The following is a 21,764-nucleotide window of genomic DNA, read 5'->3' as shown; positions in this document are numbered from 1 at the left end:
CCGTGTCACCACAATAGCATTGTCACAATGTCCATTGTCATCGTCTGGGCGCGCGAGGTCCGCGCATTCGCGTGCTCATGGGGTGGGAGCGGCTACCAGCGAGGCCCGCGCTGCACGTCGTCGACGCGCGGGCGCACGTCCACGAGGTAGACGCACACCGCGACGACCGCGACGATGCCGAACAACTGCACGGCGGGGAACAGCAGGAGGACGAGGAACGCGACGGCGAGAATGCTCAGCCAGATCGGTTTGCTCAACTTGTCCACCGCGGTGAACGCGTCTTTGCGCTGGCGAGCCGCGTGGAACAGCGCGTATGCAGCACCGCCCAAGGCGACGATGCGAATCACCAACAAGATCACCGAGACGACGCCGTCAACTTGAATCACAGCCCCATCCTACGAGGTCGACACGCAAACGGCCCCCGCACCGAACGTGCGGGGGCCGAAAAGCGTGAAGGATCAAGCCTTCTTGGCCGGAGCAGCCTTCTTGGCCGGAGCGGCGGCCTTCTTGGCCGGAGCCGGGGCGGGAGTTGCCGCAGCCTTGGCCGGAGCAGCCTTCTTGGCGGGAGCGGCATGCTTGGCCGGGGCAGCCTTGTCGGCGCGAGCCTGGACGTCGGCCGCGGTGGCGGTGACGCGATCGGCAGCGTCCTTCGACGCTTCCTCGGCCTGGTCGCCCAGGTCGAGAACCTTCAGGGCAGCCTCGTCGCCGGCGTCGGCGATGGCCTCGCCGAGTCCCTCGGCGGTGTCGGAGATGCGACCCGAAGCGCGGCCCGCGAGCTTCGCGGCCTGCTCGCCGACGGCGCGCGTCTGGCGTGCAACGGTGCCGAGAGCTTCCTCGGTCAGCTCGACGGCGTCACCGAAGGCGGTCTCGGCGCGGCCGATGCCCTCCTCGACGACCGGCTGCTTGCGGATGCGCTCGACGGTGTCCTCGCCACGCTCGGCGAGAGACGTGTACAGGTCGGATGCGACCTTCAGGTAGGCCTCGGCGACCTTGCGCAGCTCGTCGGCGGTGAACTTCTCACGCAGCTCGGCAAGCTCCTCGGGGAGCTCGGACGGCAGTCCGGCGAGACGGTCGCGAAGGTTCTCGACACCCTCGGTGACCTCTTCCTGGAGTCCGGCGATGCGCTCCTTGGCGCCGCCGACGCGCTCCTCGACGTCACCCTGGGTGGACTCGGCGCGCGAGCGGACCTGGGCGACGACGTCGGCCACGGCCTGCACGACGACGTCTCCGGCGCCTACGGCCGCGTACAGCGAGGTCTTGACGCTGTCGATGGTCTTCTGGTCAGTCATCGGCTTTCTCCTGTTCAACGGTGGGGGGTTCTGGTTCCGGCGTCTGGGAATCAGAACGCTGGTGTTCTTCTGTCCGAAGCTCGGACGTCCGGGATTCGGCCGCTTCCGCCGATTCGTTCTCACGACAGAACGACTCGTAGATCTCGAGCAGCACTTGCTTCTGCCGCTCGGTAAGGGCCGTATCCGCGAGCAGAGCGTCACGGAGGGGACCGTGTGGCCGCTGCTCGAGGTAACCCGCCTGGACGTACAGGACCTCCGAAGACACCCGGAGACCCTTGGCTATCTGCCCAAGCACCTCGGCCGAGGGCTTGCGCAACCCACGCTCGATCTGACTCAGATACGGATTACTGACACCGGCCAGCTGCGCCAGCTGCCGCATCGACACCTGGGCCGCTTCGCGCTGGGCACGAATGAAACCTCCGATGTCGTGAGCGGCGTTGCTGACTACGCGAGCTGCCAGATCTCCTGCACCGGCCGCGTCGCGATCATCGCTTGCCATCAGTCCTCCGTGTTGCTGGGCAGAACCAAGCCTAAAGCAGGGTGCTAGCAATTGCAAGCACTCTGTTAGCACCCAGCTAGCGGACCCTCCGCCGAGGCGATGGTCAGCCGAACATCAACGTCGAGAACGTGTAGATCAGCAGGCCCGCGATCGAACCGACCACAGTGCCGTTGATGCGGATGAACTGGAGGTCCCGTCCCACCTGCAGCTCGATCTTCTTGGACGCCTCCTCGGCGTCCCAGCGCTCGACGGTGTCGGAGATGATCCCGGTGATCTCGTCGGTGTAGTGGACGACGACGTAGCGCGTGCCGGCGAGTACCCACCCGTCGACCTTCGTCCTCAGCTCGTGATCGTCGCGCAGCCGCTCGCCGAACCGCACGACGTTCTCCGCGACCTTTGTGCGCAGCGTGCTGTTCGGGTCGTCGACGGATTCCATGATCAGGCGCTTGGCGACCGTCCACGTCGCCGCGGCGAGGCCGGTCACCTCCTCGCGGCCCATGATCTCGGCCTTGATCTTCTCGGCCTTCTCCATGGTCGCCGGGTCGTTCTGCAGGTCGTCGGCGAAGTCGACGAGGAAGCGGTTGGCCGCCTGCCGCACCTCGTGCTCCGGGTTGGATCGCACCTTCCAGGTGAATTCGACGAGCTCGCGGTGGATCTTCTCGCCGAGCATGGCGTCGACGAACTTGGGCGACCAGGCGGGCGAATCGCGGCTGACGATCCGGTCGATGGTCTCCTGGCTCCCGAGCGCCCACTGGTGCGCCCGCTCGGCGAGCAGATCCAGGATCGGCAGCTGCCGGTTCTCGCGCAGGAGTTCGCCGAGCACGCGCCCGATCGGCGGCCCCCACTGGGGCTCGGCCAGCCTGCGCACCAGTGTGCTGTCGATGATCTGCTGCACGTCCTCGTCGCGAAGGATCTCGACGAAGCCGCGCAGGATGGTGGCCGTCTCGGCAGCCACGCGCGCGGCATGCTTGGGCTGCGCCATCCACGTGCCCAGCCGCAGCGGGATCTCCGCGGCCTCCACCTTGGCTGACACCACCTCGGGGGCGAGGAAGTTCTGGCCGACGAAGTTGCTGAGGCTCGCCCCCAGCTGGTCCTTCTTGCGCTTGATGATCGCGGTGTGCGGGATCGGCAACCCGAGCGGATGCCGGAACAGGGCCGTCACCGCGAACCAGTCGGCCAGCGCACCGACCATGCCTGCCTCCGACGCGGCCCGCACGTAGCCGACCCACGCCCCCGCACCCCGCGATTCCTGCCACCTGCACACCAGGTAGACCACGGTGGCGAACACGAGGAAGCCCGTCGCGACAGCCTTCATCTTGCGGAGATCGCGGCGCTTCGCGTCGTCGTCGAAGGCGGAAAGGCTCAATTGGTCCACAGACGCCATTGTGCCCAAGGTCGGCGCGGAGGCGGCTGCCCAGCCGCCGGACGCGCGCCCGCACAGACGGCGTTGTGCCGTGCGACAAGACCCGAGCACTAAGCTGACAGGAGATCGCGACACGAAACGGATGTGAAGAGAGTCAGTGGCGAACGACGGCGTGAAGGATCCTGAGCAGGTGACCGACTCGATGACGAAGCTGGACAAGGCAGCAAAGCCCGATGGGCGCAAGCGCCGCTGGCGTGAGCACAAGATCGCACGCCGAGAAGAACTCGTCGACGGCACGATCGCCGCCATCCGCCTGCGTGGACGGGACATCGGGATGGACGAGATCGCATCCGAGATCGGTGTCTCCAAGACGGTGCTGTACCGCTATTTCGCGGACAAGAGCGACCTGACGAACGCGACCATGGCGCGCTACGTGGAAACCACGCTCGCCCCGCGGATCTACGAGGCCATCGGCGGAGATCTCGACGACTTCGAGCTGACCCGCGCCACCATCACGGCGTACGTCGAGACGGTGGCGTCGGATCCCGACGTCTACCTCTACATCATGGCCAACGGCTCCGGCCCCGGCCGCGAGACGGTCGCCGACTCGGAACGGATGATCGCGGAGGTGCTCTCCACCGTTCTCGGCGAGCGGCTGCGGCAGATGGAGATGGACTCCGGCGGCGCCGTCCCCTGGGCGTACGGAATCGTCGGCGGTGTGCAGCTGGCGACGCACTGGTGGATCTCCAACCGGTCGATGTCGGTCGAGGATCTGATCAACTACCTCACGATGATGACCTGGGGTGGCGTCACCGGCATCGCTGCCGTCAACGGCTCACCCGCGCGATTCAACGCGGTCCCGCACCCGCTGCTGCCGCCCGCGGCCGAGGCCGACTGAGCCCGATCCTTTCTTGTGTAACTGACAGTTACAGGTAAACTTGCCCGTGTGAACGAACACGAGGAAGAAGAAGGGGGCTACCGCGGCCCCGCCGACGTCGTCGTCGGCGACCGTCCCGCCGTGACCGTGCAGGTCCAGTTGGCGGGAAACTTCGAACCCATCAGCGGTCGGTACGTCTGGCACGGCCGCGTCCGCACCCTGACGGACGCCCTCGGTGTAACTGCAGACCTGTCCGCGGGCACGGAATTGCAGATCACCAGCCCGGAAGGAACGGCCACAGCCCGGATCACCGGGGTGGACCTCTGGGGAAGCCATCTCGTCGACGGAGTGACGCCCCCGCCGTTCAGCCGGGTGTGAACTCGAAGTCCGCCGGTTCCACCGACCGCGTCCGCCGCCAGTAGCGCACGGTCGAACCCGGCCAGATCGTGCGGTTGACGCCGTGCGAATCCAGGTACCAGCTCATGCACCCGCCGGTGGACCACACGCCCTGAGCCAATTTCCGTTGGATGTCGGTATTGAAGCGGCTCTGCACCGCGGGCCGGACGACGGCGGAATCGGCGCCGCGCCGGTCGACGAGATCCATCAGTTCCAGTGCATAACGAATCTGCGCCTCGATCATGAAGACCACCGAATTGTGACCGAGCCCGGTGTTGGGTCCGAAGAGGAAGAACGCGTTGGGGTAACCCGCGACGGTGATACCGAGGTGGGTGCGGATCCCGTGCTCCTCCCATTCGTCGGCGAGGCGCCTGCCCCCGGCCCCGGTGAGCTCGACATTGTCGAACCCGTCGGTGACGTGGAATCCGGTGGCGTAGATGATCGCGTCCACGGCCCGCTCCACCCCGTCTCCCGCGACGATGCTGTGCGGGCGGACCGTGTCGATACCTTCGGTGATCACGACCGTCTTCGGTGAGATCAGCGCCGGGTAGTACACGTCCGACCCGAGGATCCGCTTGCAACCGATGCGATAGGACGGGGTCAGCTTCCGGCGCAGTTCGGGATCGGTGACCGTCCTGTTCAGGTTCCTCCGCGCCGCGCTCTCGATCGGCCGCATCAGCCGGGAGTGCCCGTTGAACCCGAGCGCGAGCGATTCGTATGTCCAGTAGACCGCGGTACGCACCATCCGACGGACCAGCGGGACCCGGCCGAACAGGCGCCGCGCCTCCGGCGGAATGCCGAAGTTCAAGCCAGGTATCACCCAGGGCGGCGTCCGCTGGTACACCTGCAACTCGGCGACGTCGCCCACGATCTCGGGAACGAACTGGACGGCGCTGGCGCCCGTGCCGATCACCGCGACCTTCTTGCCCCGCAGGTCGTAGTCGTGGTTCCACTCCGCCGAGTGGAATGCCGTGCCCTCGAACGTGTCGGCACCGGGCAGATCCGGGATGTTCGGAATGTGGAGGGCACCGATCCCGGACACCACGAACTGGGCGACGTACTCGTCGCCCGACTCGGTGCGGACATGCCACCGTCGCTGTTCGGCGTCCCAGTTCCCGCCCGTCATCGTGCGGCCGAAATGGATGTTGCGCCGCAGGTCGTACTTGTCGGCCAGGCCGCGCAGATAGTCGAAGATCTCCTCCTGACCCGACCACATCCGCGTCCAGTCCGAGTTCGGCTCGAACGAGAACGAGTACAGGTGCGAGGGGACGTCACACGCACAACCCGGGTACGTGTTCTCCCGCCAGGTGCCGCCGACCTCCTGCGCCTTCTCCAGCAGAATGAAGTCGTCGCGTCCCCGCTTACGCAGCTGGATGGCCGTGCCCAGACCGGAGAAGCCCGTCCCGATCACCAGGACACGACACCGATGCACCTTGCCGCCCACCACTCCATGTAACGCTCCTGTGGCACTGTTTGCACATGGCAGACAAGGCACGCGGACTCTGGACGACGCCGGCGATCGAGGTCCTGCGGGCGCGCCCCGGTCAGCGGATCGCCGAACTCGACTGCGGGAGCACACCCGGATTCGTGGGCGGCAAGTCGGACGGGCTCGCGCTGTTCGAGGAGCGCGGGACGGTGCTGTCGTCCCTCCAGGAGAAGCTCTACGCCAACGGACGATCCGGCGACAGCCGGTCGGTGCTCCTCGTGCTCCAGGGCATGGACACCGCGGGTAAAGGCGGGATGGTCCGCCACGTCATCGGACACGTGGATCCGCAGGGCGTGGATCACGCGTCGTTCGGCGTGCCCACCCCCGAGGAGAAGGGCCACCACTTCCTGTGGCGAATCGACAAGGCCCTGCCCCGCGGCGGGCAACTCGGTGTGTTCGACCGATCGCACTACGAGGACGTGCTGGTGGTCCGGGTTCACGATCTCGTGCCCGAGGAAATCTGGAGCGGCCGCTACGACGAGATCAACCAATTCGAGAAGGAACTCGTCGCCGGCGGCACGACGCTGGTGAAGGTCGCGATGTTCGTCTCGCTCGACGAACAGAAGTCGCGGCTGCTCGAACGGTTGGAACGCCGGGACAAGTACTGGAAGTACAACCCCTCGGACGTCGACGAACGCAGGCTGTGGCCCGCGTACCAGGACGCGTATCAGGCGATGCTCGACGAGACGTCGACCGATTACGCGCCGTGGTACGTGGTTCCGTGCGACCGCAAGTGGTACAGCCGGATCGCGGTCACCGAACTGCTGATCGACGCCCTGGAGAAGCTCGACCTCGATTGGCCGCCCGCCGCGTTCGACATCGAAGCGGAGAAGCGGAGGCTCGCGGAATCCTGAGGACGCCCGGAAATGCCGCCGTCAGAAGAGGTGCGGCGTTTCGTGGTGCAGCCTGTGATCGTGACGCACGGTGCCGCCGTACAGCGCCATCGCTCCGGCCAGCGCGACGACGCACAGAGATCCGGAGATCACCGCCCAGCCGCCCTGCCCCGAGCCTGCGGCGACGAGGAACCCGCCGAGACAGACCACCGACAACAACACGAGAGCGAAGCTGACCCAAGCAGCGAAGAGATTGAGTTTCACGGCACTCACCTCACCTTCGAGAACGTGGTCCCGACGCTACGCCCGACCTGCATCGACGACAAGGTAGGCCGGTTTTCTTCGCGCTGCCCTGGGTAACCGGGATTCATGAACCTCGAGAGCCTGTTCCGGAAGGCGGAATCCGCCGGGTTCCTCGACGGCGGCAGCCGGTTCCTGCAACAGCGGATCCGGGGGGCGCTCGGGTCGACCGGCGCGGGCGCGGTGTTGCGCGGATCCTGGCTCGGCCACCCGGTGCATCCCGTTCTCGTCAGCCTCCCCATCGGGGCGTGGGTCGGCGCGACCGTCTTCGATCTGGCACTGCGCGATCACGTCGGCGCACGCAGGCTGATCGGCCTGGGACTGCTCGCCGCTCCCCCGACGTTGGTGACCGGCTGGGCGGACTGGGCCGAACGCGATACGCGTCAGCGCCGCGTCGGCTTGATCCACGCCGAGGCCAACGCCATCGGCATCACGGCCATGCTCGCGTCCTATCTTCGCCGCAGGCACGGAACGGACGCACGCGCTGTCGTCACGAGCACCGCGGGACTACTCGCGATCGGCGTCGGCGGCGCGCTCGGCGGGCATCTGACCTACGCAATGGGCGCAGGAGTCGACGGGGTGCGGGAGGATCCGGGATCGGACACTCTCCTCGCCCCGGTGGGATGAAGAATCGAGGAACGTCATGATCGTGCTCGGACTGATCTTGCTCCTGATCGGATGGCTCACCGGTCTCACCTGGCTGTGGACCATCGGCATCATCCTCCTGGTGATCGGCGCGATCCTGTGGATTCTCGGCGCCACCGGGCGTGCGGTCGGCGGCAGGCGGCGTTGGTATTAGAACGCAACACCGGCCTGCCCGTGCCACCTGTCCTGTGACAGAGTGCTAGCCGGTCGGTTTACAAACCCGAAGTTCGGGAATCCCCGTGGCATGACGGCCACTCATCGCGAACCCAGACCTCCCGTGTGCGGCGGGCAGACGATGAGAACGGCAGCCGTCGGCAACTCGAGACGATTGAGGATTTCGATGGTCTCGGCCAACGCCAGTCCTCTCGACGTCTCGGACGGCGCCGACGTCGGGGGGCAGAGCATTCACCTCGCCGAACTGTCGGCCGCCCTCACGCGAGAGGGGCACGACGTCACCGTCTACACCCGGGCGGACAGCGCGGACGCCCCGGAGCGGGTCACCACCCCGGGCGGGTACACCGTCGTGCACGTGCCGGTCGGGCCGGCGCGCCGGATGTCCGAGGCCGAGATCCTGCCGCTGATGGGGGCATTCGGCAGCTTCCTCAAGACCGAATGGGAATCCGAACGGCCCGACATCGTCCACGCCCACTACTGGATGTCCGGGATCGCGACGCAACTCGCCGCCCGCACGCTCGGCATTCCGGTGGTCCAGACGTTCCACGCGCTGGGAGTGGTCGAGCAGCGATTCGAGCGCGCGGATTCGTCGAGCACCCACAACCGAATTCACTTGGAACAGTTGATCGCCCGCGGAGCCACCCGGGTGGTGGCAACCTGCACCGACGAGGTCTTCGAACTCTCCCACCTCGGCCTGCCGCGCTCGCGGACGTCCGTGGTTCCGTCCGGCGTCGACGTCGCCGAGTTCACGCCCGACGGCCGCGCCGACGAGAAGGGCAAACGTCATCGCCTCGTCATGGTCGGCCGGCTGGCGCCGAGCAAGGGGTTCGACACCGCCATCGAGGCGCTCACGCACTTCCCCGACACCGAACTCGTCATCGCGGGCGGGCCGGCCGCAGACGACGTCGCCGACGACCCCGAAGCGTCGCGACTGCTGACACTGGCCCGCGAGGCGAAGGTGCGCAACCGGGTACGGATCGTCGGGCGCGTGCCGAGAAATGCCATGCCCTCGTTGCTGCGCTCGGCGGATGCCGTCGTGTGCACCCCGTGGTACGAGCCGTTCGGCATGGTTCCGCTCGAGGCGATGGCTTGCGGCACCCCGGTGGTGGCGTCCGCCGTCGGGGGTATGCGGGACACGGTGGTCGACGGAATCACCGGACGCCTCATCTCACCGCGCAACCCGGTCCGCCTGGCCGAGGCCCTGCGACAGATCTTCGACGACGACGCCCTGCGCACGGGATACGGCATGGCGGGCTGCGATCGCGCCCGCGCCCGCTACTCGTGGGACCGGGTCGCCACCGACACCCTCCGTGCCTACGGCCGCTGCGTGTCGGCCCCTCCGCGCACGAGTCGAACCGGCGCCCACTGACGTCGGGCGCCGGTTCGGACGGTCAGGCCGTTCGGCCGTGCCAGGCCCCGAGGGCACTGTCCACGGAAGCGAAGCAGGGGTAGCTCGACTCCTGACCCGCGGCTCTGAGCAGCCGATACACCGGCCGGCCGCAGATCATCGCCCACGTCCGCCCGTCCCGGACGTTCGTCGCGTGCACAGTGTCGAGCACCGACAAACCCGCGGTTCCGATGAAATCCACCTTCGACATGTCGAGGATGAACTGCCCCTCGGGCGAGATCCGCGTGCACACGTAGTCGCGGAACTCCGGTGCACTGAACAGGTCGATCTCGCCTCGCACCCCTACCAACATCACCCCGGAACCGAGTCGCTCGGAAGTGAATTCCGCGCTCGCACAGCGTGTCGGAGCGGAACCGACGGCCGAGAGCGTTACCCTCGGCTTGTACGTGGTACCGAACTCCGTGCCCGAACACGCCATTTCAGGTTCTGGGACCCCTGGACCAACAGACATGGCTCACCCCATCTCGAACATTGAGTGGGGAAGCGGAGCACCTGCAGACAGACCCGACCTCGGACACATGACACCGTCTGCTACGGCAGCGCTTCCCGACATCGGCTGTGTGTTCAACCTCGATTCGAGACTACTCCCGCCTGTGATGTGTCACAAGGAAATAACAGATACTCGAGCTCTCATTTGCCCTGGTGAGCGATTACAAACCGTTACGCATGGTTGTACGCGCCGAAACAGCCGCGACGACACGTTCTGCGACGACGCGCAGTTTGACGTTCTCCCGCTGCGAACGCGTGACGAGGACGTCGAACGCGGTCTCGGCGTCGAGACCTCGCAACGCCATCACGATTCCCTTGGCCTGGTCGATGACGGCGCGGGACCGGAGGGCGATACGAAGTTGCTCGATCAGATTCCTCGCCTCGCTGTACCGCCGCGCGGTGCGCACCGCGACCGCCGCCGCCTCGACGTACAGCTCGAGCACGGACTCGTCCATTTGGTGGAAGGCGTGCGGCAGCACTCCGTACAGATTCAGCGCGGCGGACTGCTCCGCGACGGGCAGGGGTATCGACAGATAACTGTGGATGCCGGCCGGTTCGGAGTTCGCGGCGTACGCCGGCCACCTCTCGTGCGCGGCGGCACGGTCGGCCCGCACGGTGTCGCGGGAGCGTACGGCGTCGAGTGCCGGGCCCTCGCCGAAGCGGTACTGCAACTCCTCGAGATCCATGACCTCGTCCGGCGTCGCCGCCACCGTGACGGGGCCCGTCGCCCGGAGAACGGTGATCGAGGCCATCGCCGCGCCCGGGAACGCCTGGACCACCCGGCGGCACAGCGTGTGCAGCACGACGTCGGTCTCGTCCTCCGGCTCGAGCAACTCGAGCACGGAGTCGAGCGACACGGCGACCGCGTCGGCGTCCGCGGTCTCGACGTCACTCGTCAACGTGTGCAGGTGAATCTCGTCAGGCATCCCACTCGTCTCCCGTGACCACCATGACCCTGCCGAGGGCCTCAGGAACGCTGATCGTGCCGCCAACATTACCCGGGCAAACGTACTGATCGGACTGGTTTGATCGGTCCTGTTCTGCGGTATTCCACCTGCGGTGTCGCCGGATCGCTACCCTGACTTCTCAGCAGCGCGAGCCGACCCACCGCCCGCCGACAGCACGGTACGCCCGACCCGGAGGTCTCATGGCCATCGCCAAGACAATCGAACCCGACCAGGATCACACACATCCCGTCGTCGAACTGCGCGTGCGAGCAACGCCCGATCAGCTCTCCGTACTGCGCGCCCTGGCAGCAACCGTTGCCATCCACGAAGATTTCGACCTCGACTCCATCGCCGACATCAAACTGGCCATGGACGAGATCTGTACCCAGCTGATCGTCCGCGCGACACCGGGTGCGGTCCTGGTGTGCCGGCTGCAGTATCTCGACAACACCCTGCGAGTCGACGTATCGAGCACCACCACCTCGGTCGACTCCCTCGGCGAGCGCTCGTTCGCCTGGCACGTCCTCAACGCCCTCACCGATTCGGTCGATCTGAAACAGGAGCCCGACCCCGCCACCGCGGGTTTCGTGACCACCATGGAATTCACCAAGGTGAAGAACGGCCTGAGTCTGTGACGTCCCATACTCACAGTGGGGGGCACACGGCCCGTTGGCCGGACGAGTATCAGGACGTCACAGCACTCTTCGAACAGATGGCCGCCCTCGACCTGCACGATCCCCGGCGCAGCAGGCTGCGCGACGCCGTCGTGACGCGCTGTCTTCCCCTCGCCGAGCACATCGCCCGCCGTTTCGACGGCCGCGGCGAGGCGCACGACGATCTGGTTCAGGTCGCGCGCCTCGGGCTGGTCAACTCCGTGGACCGGTTCGACGTCGAGCGGGGATCCGACTTCGTGTCGTTCGCCGTCCCCACCATCATGGGTGAGGTGCGACGCCACTTCCGCGACACCGGGTGGGCCGTTCGAGTACCCCGCCGGATGAAGGAACTGCACCTCGCGCTCAGCCAGGCCGTCGCCGAACTGTCCCAGAGCCTCGGCCACGCCCCCACCGTCAGCGAACTCGCCGAACACCTGGACCTCGAACAGGAGGAGGTGGCGCAGGGACTCCTCGCCGGCAACGCCTATCAGACCGTCTCCGTCGACAACACGTCGTCGGACCGGACCGGCGAGCTGTCCATGGTGGAGACGCTCGGCGACTACGACGCCGCGATGGACGACGTCGAGAATCACGAAACCCTGCGGCCCCTGCTCCAATCGCTGCCCGAACGGGAGCGGACCGTCCTCATGCTGCGGTTCTTCGGCAACATGACACAGACCCAGATCGCCGACCGCGTCGGTATCTCGCAGATGCACGTGTCCCGCCTGCTGGCGAAGACACTGGCATCACTGCGAGATCAACTCGGCGACGCGTAGGTCAGATCGTTGCCGTGTCGATCACGAATCGGTACCGCACGTCGCTGCCGACCACGCGGTCGTACGCGCCGTCGATCTCGTCCGCCGAGATCACCTCGATCTCGGCACCGATGCCGTGCTCGGCGCAGAAGTTCAGCATCTCCTGCGTCTGAGCGATGCCGCCCACCATCGAACCGGCCAGGCTGCGACGGTTGGCTGCGAGACTGAACGCGCGCACCTCGATGGGCTTCTCCGGCAACCCCAGTTCGACGAGGGTGCCGTTGATCGCGAGCATCGACAGGTACGCGTCGATGTCGAGATTCACCGAGACGGTGTTGACGATGAGGTCGAATTCTCCGCGCAACTGCCTGAACGTGGTCGGATCCGAGGTGGCGTAGTAATGGTCGGCACCGAACTTCAGGCCGTCGTCCTTCTTGCCGAGCGACTGACTGAGCACCGTGACCTCGGCTCCCATCGCGTGCGCGATCTTCACACCGACGTGTCCGAGGCCGCCCAACCCGATGACGGCGACCTTCTTGCCCGGTCCGGCTCCCCAGTGTGCGAGCGGTGAGTACAGGGTGATCCCCGCGCAGAGCAGCGGCGCCGCGACGTCCAGTTCCAGGCCGTCGGGGATGGACAGGACGAATCGTTCGGTCACGACGATGTGCGTCGAATAGCCGCCCTGCGTCCACTCGCCGTCGCGCCCCTTGGCGTTGTACGTGCCGGTCACCCGGTTGGCGCAGTACTGCTCCTCGTCGGCCCGGCAGGCGTCGCATTCGCCGCAGGAGTCGACGAAGCAACCGACACCGACCCGGTCGCCGACCCGGTGCGTCGTGACGTCGGAACCCACCGCGCTCACCACGCCCGCGATCTCGTGACCGGGCACGACCGGATAGTGCGTGCTGCCCCACTCGTTGCGGGCGGTATGAATGTCGGAGTGGCAGATGCCGGCGTACTTGATCTCGATGAGCACGTCGAGCGGTCCGAGCTCGCGGCGTTCGATGGTGGTTTTCTCGAAGGAGCCTTCGCTGGACGTGACTGCGTATGCGGCTGCGGTAACCATGCTTACATGCCTACATGTTTGCGCGACCGAACGCACGTTCGGGGCCACCGCTGACGCGGTGACCCCGAACACGCCTGAGGAATCAGTCCTCGAATTCTTCCTTCTCGGACCGCCGGCGCAGGCGCCTCGCCGCCGCCACCATATTGCGCAGCGACGGCTCGAGCTGCCAGTAGTGACGCGTCTTCAGACCACCGTCGGGGTTGGCCCACAACCGCTCGAGCGAGACCGACTCGCTCGCCTCCGTGAGCAGTTCGTCCAACTCGTCGATGTCCGGAATCCGGGCCGACCGACTCTCGTACACGCCCGGACCGACGCCGTGGGTCAGCGCCCGCTCCTTGATGGCACCGAGCACCCACGTGATGGAGCGCGTCGCCACGATCGCCGTCACGTCCGCATCGAGCCGTTCGATGGCGTCGACCACCGACGCCCGGCTCGTGTACGTCAGATGCGTGTGGATCTGCGTCTCCGGCTTCGCCCCGCCCGTCGCGAGACGGAAGGCGTCGACCGCCCATTCGAGATAGGCCTCGCGGCCGTTCTCGCGCAACGGCAGCAGTTCCCGTATCGCCGGCTCGTCGACCTGGATGATCGCGATACCCGCAGCCTCGAGGTCGGCGATCTCGTCACGGATCACCAGCGCCAACTGATCGGCCGTCTCGTACAGCGGCTGATCCTGGCGGACGAACGACCGCGCGATCATCGTCACCGGACCCGTGAGCATGCCCTTGACCGGCTTGTCCGTCAGCGACTGCGCGTACGAGATCCACTCGACGGTCATCGGCTTCGGCCGCGACACGTCCCCGTAGAGGATCGGCGGACGTGTACACCGCGAGCCGTAAGCCTGCACCCACCCGTTGTGGGTGAAGGCATACCCCTCGAGAAGCTCCGCGAAGTACTGCACCATGTCGTTGCGTTCGTGCTCACCGTGCACGAAGACGTCGAGACCGATGTCCTCCTGCAACCGGATCGTGCTTTCGATCTCGGCCTGGATCCGCTTGTAGTACTCGTCCCACTCGAGGCGACCCTCACCCAGCTCGTACCTCGCCTGCCGGATCGCGTCCGTCTGCGGGAACGAGCCCAGCGTCGTCGCAGGAACCAGAGGCAGGTTCAGGCGCTCCTGCTGGGCGACCCGCCGCTCCTCGTACGGAACCCGGATGCGGTCACCCGGCTTGATCGCGTTGACCCGTGCGCGCACCGCATGCTTGAGCTTGAAGTGCACCGACGTGGGACGCTTGCGCCACTTGTCGGACGGACCCTCGGTGAGCGCCTTCGCCAGCGACACCACCTCGCCGACCTTCTGCTTCGCGAACGCGAGCCGGTCCGCGACATCACCGGGGATGTCGTACTCGGACAACACGTCGTACGGCACGTGCAGCAACGACGTCGACGTCGAGACCACGAGATCCGGCACGACATCCTTCAGCGTGTTCAGGTACGTCAACGTGTTGTACCGGTCGACGCGCCACACGTTGCGGCCGTCGACGACACCGGCGTAGATGCGCTTGCGCTTCATGCCCGGGATCTTCGCCAGCTCGTCGGCGCTCAGCCGGTGACTGACGAGGTCGAGGCCGAGAGCCTCCACCTTGGTGGCGGCGAGAATGGCGAGGGCCTCCCCGAGATGCCCGTACGGACCGGTGACGAGGATGCGGGGACGCAGCGGTGCGTGCGACAGCGTCTCGTACGCCTTGGCCAGCGCGGCCAGTTCTTCCGGTGTGCGGTCCTCGGTGAACGACGGCTCGTCCAGCTGGACGCACGTGGCGCCGGCCTTCGCGAGCTGCTCGAACAGCCGCTCGTACTCCGGCAGCAGCTTGTCCAGCAGGTCGAGGGTCGAGAAGCCGTGCCGCTTCGACGTCGGGCCGACCTTCGACAGCAGGAGCAGCGACACGGGTCCCAGCACGACGGGACGCAGTTCGATCCCGCGCGCCTTCGCCCGCTCGAACTCGTCCATCACGGTCTCGGACCGCAGCGAGAACTCGGTGTTCTCGTCGAATTCGGGCTGACGGTAGTGGTAGTTGGTGCCGAAGAACCGCACCAGTTCGAGCGGCGGGAAGTCCGGCCGGCCACGTGCCATCGTGAAGTAGAAGTCCAGCGGATCGAGCTGGCTCCCGAGCGCTGTGAACCGCTCGGGCACGGCACCGAACAGCAGCGCGTTGTCGAGTACGTGGTCGTAGTAGGAGAACGTGTTGCCCGGGACCTGGGTCAGACCGGTCGCGGCGAGCTCACTCCACGTCTCCTCCTGGAGGTCCCGGGCGACGGCGACGAGTTCTTCCTTCGTGCTCGTGCCGTGCCAGTAGGACTCGAGGGCACGCTTGAGTTCGCGGCGAGGTCCGATGCGGGGATACCCCAGGATGCTGGATCCGTATGCTGCGGTGCTGGACATGCGGTCGACCTTTCTGGGCTCAGTCCAGTGGCTGAGAATGCCTCTGGGCTCGATGCACCTGTGCGCCTCTCACAACCGCCAGTGGTCGTGAAAGGCGCACAGGTGTAGTCGCCTACCTACCTACTAGCTGGCCTTCTTGCTGGCACGGCCGTAGTCGCCGTACTCGTAGAAGCCCGCGCCGGACTTCTTGCCGACCAACCCGGCCTCGACCATGCGCAGCAGCAGCGGCGGCGCCGAGTACAGGGGCTCCTTGAACTCTTCGTACATGGAGTCGGCGATCGACTTGACCGTGTCCAGGCCCACCAGGTCGGTCAGCGCGAGCGGACCCATCGGGTGTGCGAGGCCGAGAACCGTTGCCTTGTCGATGTCTTCCTTGGTGGCGAACCCGGACTCCACCATGCGGATCGCGGAGAGCAGGTACGGCACCAGGAGGGCGTTGACGACGAATCCGGAGCGGTCCGCGGAACGGACGACCTGCTTGCCCAGCACATCGCTCGCGAAGGCCTCGGCCCGCTCGGACACCGACTTGCTCGTCTTGAGCGTGGTCACCAACTCGACGAGGGGAAGCACCGGAACGGGGTTGAAGAAGTGCATCCCGATGACCCGTTCCGGGGACTTCGTGGCGATGCCCAGCTTCATGATCGGGATCGACGACGTGTTGGACGCCAGCACGGCGTTCGGATCCGTCACGACCTGGTCGAGTTCGGTGAAGATCTCGCTCTTCACCTTCTCGTCCTCGACGACGGCCTCCACGACGAGCTGCCGATCGGCGAAATCACCGAGATCGGAGGTGAACCGCAACCGCCAGGCAGCCTGCTCACGTTCCCGCTCGGTGATCTTGCCGCTGCTCACTCCGCGGTCGAGCGAACGCAGGATGCGCGAACGTCCCGCCGCCGCAAGTTCGCGGGTCTGCTCGAACACCAGAACGTCGACGTGCGCGCGAGCGCACACCTCTGCGATTCCGGCACCCATGATCCCGGCGCCGATCACGCCGACGCGCTGAATCTTTTCGCTGGTCACGTCAGCTCCTTTTCGTCTAGTGGAGTCGTCGCCCGGGGAGGGGCCCTGTTACAGGCCCCTCCCCGGGGTCGGGTTGATCAGGTGAAACCTTGATCGGTCGAAGCCTTGGAGGACAAGGCTCAGTGGAACTGACCCTCTTCGGTGGAGCCCTTCAGAGCAGCCGTCGAGGTGTTGGGGTCGACCGTGGTGGCGATGCTGTCGAAGTAGCCGGCACCGACCTCACGCTGGTGCTTGATGGCGGTGAAGCCACGCTCCTCGGCGGCCTTGAACTCGCGCTCCTGCAGGTCGACGAAGGCGGTCATGCCCTCGCGGGCGTAGCCGTGCGCCAGGTCGAACATGCCGTAGTTGAGCGAGTGGAAGCCGGCCAGGGTGATGAACTGGAACTTGAAGCCCATCGCGCCGAGTTCCTTCTGGAACTTCGCGATGGTCGAGTCGTCCAGGTGCGCCTTCCAGTTGAAGGACGGCGAGCAGTTGTAGGCGAGCAGCTGGTCCGGGAACTCGCTGCGAACGGACTCGGCGAACTTCTTGGCGACCTCGAGGTCCGGCACGCCGGTCTCCATCCAGATGAGGTCGGCGTACGGGGCGTAGGCCTTGGCGCGAGCGATGCAGGGCTCGATGCCGTTCTTGACACCGAAGAAGCCCTCGGCGGTGCGGGTTCCGTCCAGGAACTGCTGGTCGCGCTCGTCGACGTCGGACGTGATGAGGGTCGCGGCCTCGGCATCGGTGCGGGCGATGACCACGGTGGGAACGTCCGCGACGTCGGCGGCGAGGCGAGCCGAGGTCAGGGTGCGGATGTGCTGCTGCGTGGGGATGAGCACCTTGCCACCGAGGTGGCCGCACTTCTTCTCCGACGCGAGCTGGTCTTCCCAGTGCGAACCGGCGACGCCGGCCGCGATCATGGCCTTCTGCAGCTCGTAGACGTTGAGAGCGCCACCGAAGCCTGCTTCGCCGTCGGCGACGATCGGGGCGAGCCAGTTGTCGACGGAGGTGTCACCCTCGACCTTGGCGATCTCGTCGGCGCGCAGCAGCGCGTTGTTGATGCGGCGCACGACCTGCGGGACCGAGTTGGCCGGGTAGAGGCTCTGGTCCGGGTAGGTGTGTCCGGACAGGTTCGCGTCACCGGCGACCTGCCAACCGGACAGGTAGATGGCCTTGAGGCCTGCACGGACCTGCTGAACGGCCTGGTTACCGGTCAGCGCGCCCAGCGAGTTGATGTAGTCCTCGTTGTTCACGAGGTCCCAGAGGATCTCGGAACCACGGCGTGCGAGGGTCTGCTCTTCGACAACGGTGCCCTGGAGCTTGGTGACCTGCTCCGCCGTGTAGTTGCGGGTTACTCCCTTCCAGCGCGGGTTGGTGTCCCAATCCTGCTGGATTTCAGCTGCGGTCTTCGGGGTGCCGGTGGTCGACATCAAGACTCCACTCTCTTCGATCTGCTGGTCCGGTACGGATGTACTGCTTCACATCCTTGCCAGGCCCTTCGTATGTACTTACCGAGAATGACACAAGCAAAAAGTGCCGTCTACCTGTTGCTACTGCCAATCTTGGCTAGCTTTTCACAGCCGATTGCAAAGACTGTTAATAAAGTTCGGCGCCACACCTGCCCGATCGGAGAGGAAAAATACTCGCCAGTAGCAAAAAGCCGCAGGTGGTGAACCAAATGCACGCAACTCGCCGTACACAGATATTTCCGCCCCTGCGACCCTCGCCTTCCCGCCGCGGCACACCCCTCGACGCGCCCGTTGTGACTGCAATCACCAATCAGGTCGGTTACCGTGACCTCGAATGGTCTCCTCCGGCGAAGGGCACCACGATGCCGCTGTACGAATTCCGATGCGCCGCCGACTGCGGCCCGTTCGAGCGGTCGTTCCCGATGGCCGACGTACCCGGCACCACGCGCTGCCCCCGGTGCGACCGCGACGCCGTCCGGCGCGTGTCCCCGCCGCGACTCGGACACGGGTCGTCGTCCGCGATGAACCTCCTCGACCGCACGAAGAGGTCGGCTCACGAACCGGAAGTCGTGACCGGTCCGCCGCCCTCGACCACGGCCGGGCGTTCAGCCGTCACGAGCAATCCGCTGCACCGCCGACTTCCTCGTCCCTGACCGGCTACCGAAGGAGCGCACATGCCCGAACTGCTGTTTCCGCTCGATTCCTCGAAGAAGTTCACCGATCAGGCGATCGTCGGCCACAACCGCTGGCACCCCGACATCCCGGCCGCGGTCACGGTGAAACCGGGCGACTCCTTCCGTGTGCACTGCCGCGAATGGTTCGACGGCGCCATCCACAACGACGACTCCGCCGACGACATCCTGAATGCGCCCCTCACCACGGTCCACACACTGTCGGGACCCTTCGCCGTGGAGGGCGCGAAACCCGGCGACCTGCTGATCGTCGACATCCTGGACGTCGGACCCATCCCTCAGGAGGATTCCGGCCCGCTGGCCGGCCAGGGATGGGGATACACGGGGATCTTCTCCCGCCACAACGGCGGCGGATTCCTCACCGAGCAGTTCCCCGACGCCTACAAGGCGGTCTGGGACTTCTCCGGGCAGACCGCCACGTCGCGGCACGTCCCGCACGTCTCGTTCACCGGCATCGTCCACCCCGGACTGATGGGCACCGCGCCGTCGGCCGCCCTCCTGTCGAAGTGGAACGCGAGGGAGGGCGCGCTCATCGCCACCGACCCGGGCCGGGTTCCCCCGCTCGCCCTGCCGCCCGAACCGCAGGACGCCGTCCTCGGGTCCCTGCCGGACGCCGACTTCGACCGCGTCGCCGGCGAGGCCGCCCGCACCGCGCCTCCACGCGAGAACGGCGGCAACCAGGACATCAAGAACCTCACGAAGGGCAGCCGCGTCTTCTACCCGGTGTTCGTCGACGGCGCGAACCTGTCCGTCGGCGATCTGCACTTCTCCCAGGGCGACGGTGAGATCACGTTCTGCGGCGCCATCGAGATGGGCGGATTCATCGACCTGCGCGTCGACATCATCAAGGGCGGCATGGACACGTACGGCGTGTCCGAGAACGCGATCTTCATGCCCGGCAACACGGACCCGCAGTACTCGGAATGGCTCGCGTTCTCCGGAACGTCCGTCACCCTCGACGGGGAACAGAAGTACCTCGACTCGCACCTGTCGTATCAGCGCGCCTGTCTCCACGCGATCGACTACCTCACGAAGTTCGGGTACAGCCCCGAACAGGCGTACCTCCTGCTCGGCGCCGCGCCGATCGAGGGCAGGCTGTCGGGTGTCGTGGACATCCCGAACTCCTGCTCGACGGTGTACCTGCCGACGGCGATGTTCGACTTCCCCGTCGCACCGTCCGCGTCGGGTCCGTTCCAGATCGACCCGGGCGTCGGCGCGCCGCGCTCGGAGAACAAGACCTGAACTGCGGGCGAATGTACCTTTCAGCGCCTCCAGTGCGCCCACAGGCACGTTCGCCCCGCGTCACCGCGTCCCGACCCGCGCAAGTAAATCTTGCGAAGGTTCCGTTCGCACATCTGACCTGCGCCGGTACCATTGCCATATGTCCAAGACCTTCGTCGGCACCCGGTTGCGTCAGCTCCGAACCGAGCGTGGACTGAGCCAGGCGGCGCTGGCGAAGACGCTGGAGATCTCCGCCAGCTACCTCAATCAGATCGAGCACGACGTCCGGCCGCTGACGGTGCCGGTGCTGCTGCGGATCAGCGAGGTGTTCGGCGTCGACACCACGTTCTTCTCCTCCCAGGACGACACGCGCCTGATCGCGGAGATGCGCGAGGTGGCGCTGGACCAGGAGATGGGCATCGACGCGGACGCCCAGGAGATCGCCGAGATGGTGGCGTCGCATCCGGGTCTGGCGAAGGCCATGGTCAACATGCATCGCCGCTTCCGCAACACCACCGCGCAGCTGGCTCTCGCCACGGAGGACCGATACAGCGACGGCAGCGGCAGCGGCTCGATCACGATGCCGCACGAAGAGGTTCGCGACTACTTCTATCAGCGGCAGAACTATCTGCACGAACTGGACACGGCGGCGGAGGAACTGACCGCGCGCATGCGATTCCACCGCGGCGACGTCGGCGGTGAGATCGCCCGCCGGTTGCAGACCGTGCACGACGTGCAGATCGTCAAGCGCATCGACCTCGGCGAGAACGTCCTGCACCGGTACGACCCCGAATCCCGGCTGCTGGAAATCTCGCCGCACCTGTCGGGCGGGCAGCAGGTGTTCAAGTTCGCGACCGAGCTGGCGTTCCTCGAGTACGGCGTCCTGCTCGACAAGCTGGTGGCGGAGGGCGGCTTCACCAGCGACGAGTCCGTGGCGCTCGCCCGGCTCGGGCTGGCCAACTACTTCGCTGCGGCCACGGTGCTGCCCTACGGACAGTTCCACGACGTGGCCGAGGACTTCCGGTACGACATCGAGCGGCTGTCCGCGTTCTACTCGGTGAGCTACGAGACGATCTGTCACCGCCTCTCGACGCTGCAGCGTCCGAAGCTGCGCGGTGTCCCGTTCATGTTCGTCCGCGTCGACCGGGCCGGGAACATGTCGAAGCGGCAGTCCGCCACCGGGTTCCACTTCTCCACCAGCGGCGGCACGTGCCCGCTGTGGAACGTGTACGAGACGTTCGCGTACCCCGGCAAGATCATGAACCAGATCGCGCAGATGCCGGACGGCCGCCGGTACCTGTGGATCGCCCGCACCGTCGAACGTCGAGCCCAGCGCTACGGTCAGCCCGCGAAGATCTTCGCGATCGGACTCGGCTGCGAGATCCGGCACGCCCACCGCCTCGTCTACGGCGACGGTCTCGACCTCGACGATTCCAACCCGGGCACTCCTATCGGCGCCGGCTGCCGGGTATGCGAACGCGTCAACTGCCCGCAGCGCGCCTTCCCTCCGCTCGGCAAGCAACTCGACATCAGCGAGCACCAGAGTTCGGTCTCCCCGTACCTGATCCGCTGACGCACCCAGTGTCACATCGGTTCAATCCGACTGAACCGGTGTGACATTGGCCGCAGCGGAAGCAGTATCCGGACCCGCCGGGAGCACTGTGAGCGCTTGTTCACGCAACCGTAATTCGCGTCACGAACACGTCACCGACAGACATTCAGGCGCAACAACGGCCGCTTAATGTTCGCCCCACGAATACACCTCTGTATACGTGGGGCGGATACATGTCCCGGGTTGCGGAGGTCACCAAGTCCTCCGACGGAAAGGC

Annotated in this window: 23 protein-coding genes; 11 read left to right on the top strand and 12 right to left on the bottom strand. The window is 66.3% G+C overall.

Annotation, left to right across the window (positions count from 1 at the left end; all coding sequences use genetic code 11):
- Window positions 1-92: 92 nt before the first annotated feature.
- The 4 genes from WKC72_RS12435 to WKC72_RS12420 form a co-directional block, all read right to left on the bottom strand.
- Window positions 93-386, bottom strand: coding sequence for a DUF2516 family protein (locus tag WKC72_RS12435; protein WP_005251878.1), 294 nt, complete (start codon window positions 384-386; stop codon window positions 93-95).
- Between the two features lie 72 nt (window positions 387-458).
- On the bottom strand, window positions 459-1,289 hold the full coding sequence (gene tadA / locus WKC72_RS12430) for a major lipid droplet protein TadA (protein ID WP_005261062.1): 831 nt from the start codon (window positions 1,287-1,289) through the stop codon (window positions 459-461).
- Window positions 1,282-1,788, bottom strand: coding sequence for a helix-turn-helix domain-containing protein (locus tag WKC72_RS12425; protein WP_370182771.1), 507 nt, complete (start codon window positions 1,786-1,788; stop codon window positions 1,282-1,284). Before WKC72_RS12425 ends, tadA begins: the two co-directional genes overlap by 8 nt.
- Window positions 1,789-1,891: 103 nt before the next feature.
- Window positions 1,892-3,163 carry a DUF445 domain-containing protein gene (locus WKC72_RS12420; RefSeq protein WP_037237978.1) on the bottom strand — a complete coding sequence of 424 codons (1,272 nt, stop codon included), beginning with the start codon at window positions 3,161-3,163 and terminating at the stop codon, window positions 1,892-1,894.
- A gap of 190 nt (window positions 3,164-3,353) precedes the next feature.
- On the opposite strand from WKC72_RS12420, the gene WKC72_RS12415 reads away from it, so the two are divergent.
- Window positions 3,354-4,049 carry a TetR/AcrR family transcriptional regulator gene (locus WKC72_RS12415; RefSeq protein WP_370184349.1) on the top strand — a complete coding sequence of 232 codons (696 nt, stop codon included), beginning with the start codon at window positions 3,354-3,356 and terminating at the stop codon, window positions 4,047-4,049.
- Window positions 4,050-4,097: 48 nt separating this feature from the next.
- Complete coding sequence (locus WKC72_RS12410; protein ID WP_037237916.1) at window positions 4,098-4,406, top strand: DUF4873 domain-containing protein; 309 nt, start codon at window positions 4,098-4,100, stop codon at window positions 4,404-4,406.
- Here WKC72_RS12410 and WKC72_RS12405 read toward each other — a convergent pair.
- Window positions 4,393-5,868: an NAD(P)/FAD-dependent oxidoreductase gene (locus WKC72_RS12405; protein ID WP_112301909.1), complete on the bottom strand. Its 1,476-nt coding sequence runs from the start codon at window positions 5,866-5,868 to the stop codon at window positions 4,393-4,395. The genes WKC72_RS12410 and WKC72_RS12405 overlap by 14 nt on opposite strands.
- Before the next feature lie 35 nt (window positions 5,869-5,903).
- Here WKC72_RS12405 and WKC72_RS12400 point away from each other — a divergent pair, with 35 nt between their 5' ends.
- Window positions 5,904-6,764, top strand: coding sequence for a polyphosphate kinase 2 family protein (locus WKC72_RS12400; protein ID WP_370182769.1), 861 nt, complete (start codon window positions 5,904-5,906; stop codon window positions 6,762-6,764).
- A gap of 21 nt (window positions 6,765-6,785) precedes the next feature.
- Here WKC72_RS12400 and WKC72_RS12395 read toward each other — a convergent pair whose 3' ends face one another.
- The gene (locus WKC72_RS12395; protein WP_012689035.1) at window positions 6,786-7,016 is read right to left on the bottom strand and encodes a hypothetical protein; all 231 of its coding nucleotides are present in this window, start codon (window positions 7,014-7,016) and stop codon (window positions 6,786-6,788) included.
- A 96-nt stretch (window positions 7,017-7,112) separates the two neighbouring features.
- Between WKC72_RS12395 and WKC72_RS12390 the strand changes: the two genes are divergently transcribed.
- From WKC72_RS12390 to WKC72_RS12380, 3 genes are all read left to right on the top strand, one after another.
- On the top strand, window positions 7,113-7,670 hold the full coding sequence (locus WKC72_RS12390; RefSeq protein ID WP_037237920.1) for a DUF2231 domain-containing protein: 558 nt from the start codon (window positions 7,113-7,115) through the stop codon (window positions 7,668-7,670).
- Between the two features lie 16 nt (window positions 7,671-7,686).
- Window positions 7,687-7,842, top strand: coding sequence for a DUF6131 family protein (locus WKC72_RS12385; RefSeq protein WP_005251863.1), 156 nt, complete (start codon window positions 7,687-7,689; stop codon window positions 7,840-7,842).
- A 186-nt stretch (window positions 7,843-8,028) separates the two neighbouring features.
- The gene (locus WKC72_RS12380) at window positions 8,029-9,231 is read left to right on the top strand and encodes a glycosyltransferase (RefSeq protein WP_268789700.1); all 1,203 of its coding nucleotides are present in this window, start codon (window positions 8,029-8,031) and stop codon (window positions 9,229-9,231) included.
- Window positions 9,232-9,253: 22 nt separating this feature from the next.
- Here WKC72_RS12380 and WKC72_RS12375 read toward each other — a convergent pair whose 3' ends face one another.
- Both WKC72_RS12375 and WKC72_RS12370 read right to left on the bottom strand, forming a co-directional pair.
- Window positions 9,254-9,562 carry an STAS domain-containing protein gene (locus tag WKC72_RS12375; protein WP_255221643.1) on the bottom strand — a complete coding sequence of 103 codons (309 nt, stop codon included), beginning with the start codon at window positions 9,560-9,562 and terminating at the stop codon, window positions 9,254-9,256.
- A 358-nt stretch (window positions 9,563-9,920) separates the two neighbouring features.
- Window positions 9,921-10,685: a GAF and ANTAR domain-containing protein gene (locus WKC72_RS12370; protein ID WP_370182768.1), complete on the bottom strand. Its 765-nt coding sequence runs from the start codon at window positions 10,683-10,685 to the stop codon at window positions 9,921-9,923.
- Window positions 10,686-10,906: 221 nt separating this feature from the next.
- On the opposite strand from WKC72_RS12370, the gene WKC72_RS12365 reads away from it, so the two are divergent.
- Window positions 10,907-11,341, top strand: coding sequence for an ATP-binding protein (locus WKC72_RS12365; protein ID WP_268789698.1), 435 nt, complete (start codon window positions 10,907-10,909; stop codon window positions 11,339-11,341).
- The gene (locus tag WKC72_RS12360; RefSeq protein ID WP_037237929.1) at window positions 11,338-12,135 is read left to right on the top strand and encodes an RNA polymerase sigma factor SigF; all 798 of its coding nucleotides are present in this window, start codon (window positions 11,338-11,340) and stop codon (window positions 12,133-12,135) included. Before WKC72_RS12365 ends, WKC72_RS12360 begins: the two co-directional genes overlap by 4 nt.
- Before the next feature lies 1 nt (window position 12,136).
- Here WKC72_RS12360 and WKC72_RS12355 read toward each other — a convergent pair whose 3' ends face one another.
- From WKC72_RS12355 to aceA, 4 genes are all read right to left on the bottom strand, one after another.
- Window positions 12,137-13,177, bottom strand: coding sequence for an NAD(P)-dependent alcohol dehydrogenase (locus WKC72_RS12355; protein WP_370182766.1), 1,041 nt, complete (start codon window positions 13,175-13,177; stop codon window positions 12,137-12,139).
- 82 nt (window positions 13,178-13,259) lie between these two features.
- Window positions 13,260-15,554: a 5-methyltetrahydropteroyltriglutamate--homocysteine S-methyltransferase gene (gene metE, locus WKC72_RS12350; RefSeq protein WP_370182764.1), complete on the bottom strand. Its 2,295-nt coding sequence runs from the start codon at window positions 15,552-15,554 to the stop codon at window positions 13,260-13,262.
- 123 nt (window positions 15,555-15,677) lie between these two features.
- Window positions 15,678-16,574 (bottom strand): 3-hydroxybutyryl-CoA dehydrogenase, encoded by an 897-nt coding sequence (locus WKC72_RS12345; RefSeq protein ID WP_370182763.1) that lies wholly within the window; start codon window positions 16,572-16,574, stop codon window positions 15,678-15,680.
- 119 nt (window positions 16,575-16,693) lie between these two features.
- Window positions 16,694-17,983 carry an isocitrate lyase gene (aceA, locus tag WKC72_RS12340; protein ID WP_037237932.1) on the bottom strand — a complete coding sequence of 430 codons (1,290 nt, stop codon included), beginning with the start codon at window positions 17,981-17,983 and terminating at the stop codon, window positions 16,694-16,696.
- A gap of 332 nt (window positions 17,984-18,315) precedes the next feature.
- Here aceA and WKC72_RS12335 point away from each other — a divergent pair, with 332 nt between their 5' ends.
- The 3 genes from WKC72_RS12335 (at window position 18,316) to ramB (ending at window position 21,508) form a co-directional block, all read left to right on the top strand.
- Window positions 18,316-18,675, top strand: a complete 360-nt coding sequence (locus tag WKC72_RS12335; protein WP_370182762.1) for a zinc ribbon domain-containing protein — start codon at window positions 18,316-18,318, stop codon at window positions 18,673-18,675.
- A gap of 21 nt (window positions 18,676-18,696) precedes the next feature.
- A complete protein-coding gene (gene fmdA, locus WKC72_RS12330; protein WP_037237936.1) occupies window positions 18,697-19,956 on the top strand; it encodes a formamidase in 1,260 nt (419 codons plus the stop codon).
- Window positions 19,957-20,095: 139 nt separating this feature from the next.
- Window positions 20,096-21,508, top strand: a complete 1,413-nt coding sequence (ramB, locus tag WKC72_RS12325; RefSeq protein ID WP_370182760.1) for an acetate metabolism transcriptional regulator RamB — start codon at window positions 20,096-20,098, stop codon at window positions 21,506-21,508.
- Window positions 21,509-21,764: the final 256 nt, after the last annotated feature.

Source organism: Rhodococcus wratislaviensis (assembly GCF_041228765.1).
In the GTDB taxonomy this organism is placed as follows: Bacteria; Actinomycetota; Actinomycetes; order Mycobacteriales; family Mycobacteriaceae; genus Rhodococcus_F; species Rhodococcus_F wratislaviensis.
This window is presented reverse-complemented; position numbering and strand designations above follow the sequence as displayed.